Origin of the sequence: Bacteroides muris (ex Afrizal et al. 2022), assembly GCF_004793475.1 — a bacterium.
GTDB lineage: Bacteria > Bacteroidota > Bacteroidia > Bacteroidales > Bacteroidaceae > Bacteroides > Bacteroides muris.
Genome location: NZ_SRYZ01000119.1, coordinates 1 through 812, shown reverse-complemented (window position 1 = coordinate 812; position 812 = coordinate 1). Strand labels below are relative to the sequence as shown.

Annotated in this window: 1 protein-coding gene; it reads right to left on the bottom strand. The window is 45.6% G+C overall.

The genetic code is table 11. From position 1 onward, the window contains the following. Positions 1-434: 434 nt before the first annotated feature. On the bottom strand, positions 435-812 hold a 378-nt coding region (locus E5355_RS19115; protein ID WP_168354394.1), incomplete at its 5' end, for a tyrosine-type recombinase/integrase.

Sequence of the window (812 nt, the reverse complement as noted above, 5' to 3'; positions counted from 1 at the left end):
AAAAACTTTAAATTTATAAATTTAAAAAAATAAAAAGTGAATAATTTCCCATTTCGAATTCCTTTTTCGCACGCTTCTTCTGTTGCCAAAAATTCCGTTACTTCGCAGGTAATGAAATCCTGTTAATTTCATTAATAATCAGTCAACAAGGAGAGAACAGGCGTTTTTTGTCCTGAATGGTGAAAATCAGTCCGTTGGGATATCGGAAAGGGGATTGGAAGTCGGGAAAAGTGACAGTGGGAAAGTGATGAAATGAGGCTTCCAAAAAATGAAAGCGCATGTCCTTTGGTTCAAGATACTGAATGACAGCCTGTTGACAGATTAGATGGGGGCTCCTTAAGGGCCACACCTCTCCGTTCCTCAAACCACTGTTTGAAGATTCCGGAAAATGTGCGACAGATCTATTCTGTCGTATTAAAATGAAGTAACGTCTTTTATACTATGCACGCTCCGCTTCTTACAAAAGAAATTACCCTTTGATTGGCCTCGTCAATCTTCCTGTTGCTGAAAGGCTTCAGATAGGTTTCCGTCACCGTGATGGAGGAGTGTCCCATGGCTTCGGATATGATTCCGGGGTGTATCTCGCAGTGGTAAGCCATTGTGGCCCAGGTATGTCTGGCCGCATATGTAGTGAGTGCCGACTGCATTCCCAGGCATTGCCTGAGTACTGCCAGACGCTGGTTGAATGCCCTTAGTGCCGACTGGTATTCCCGGTATGCCGCTTCCGTACCTTCCTCGCTCTGCAGGATGGGGAACAGATAGGGGGAGTCGGGGTCTCTGTCCGCCAGCATCCTTACCATCTGCATGGCTTC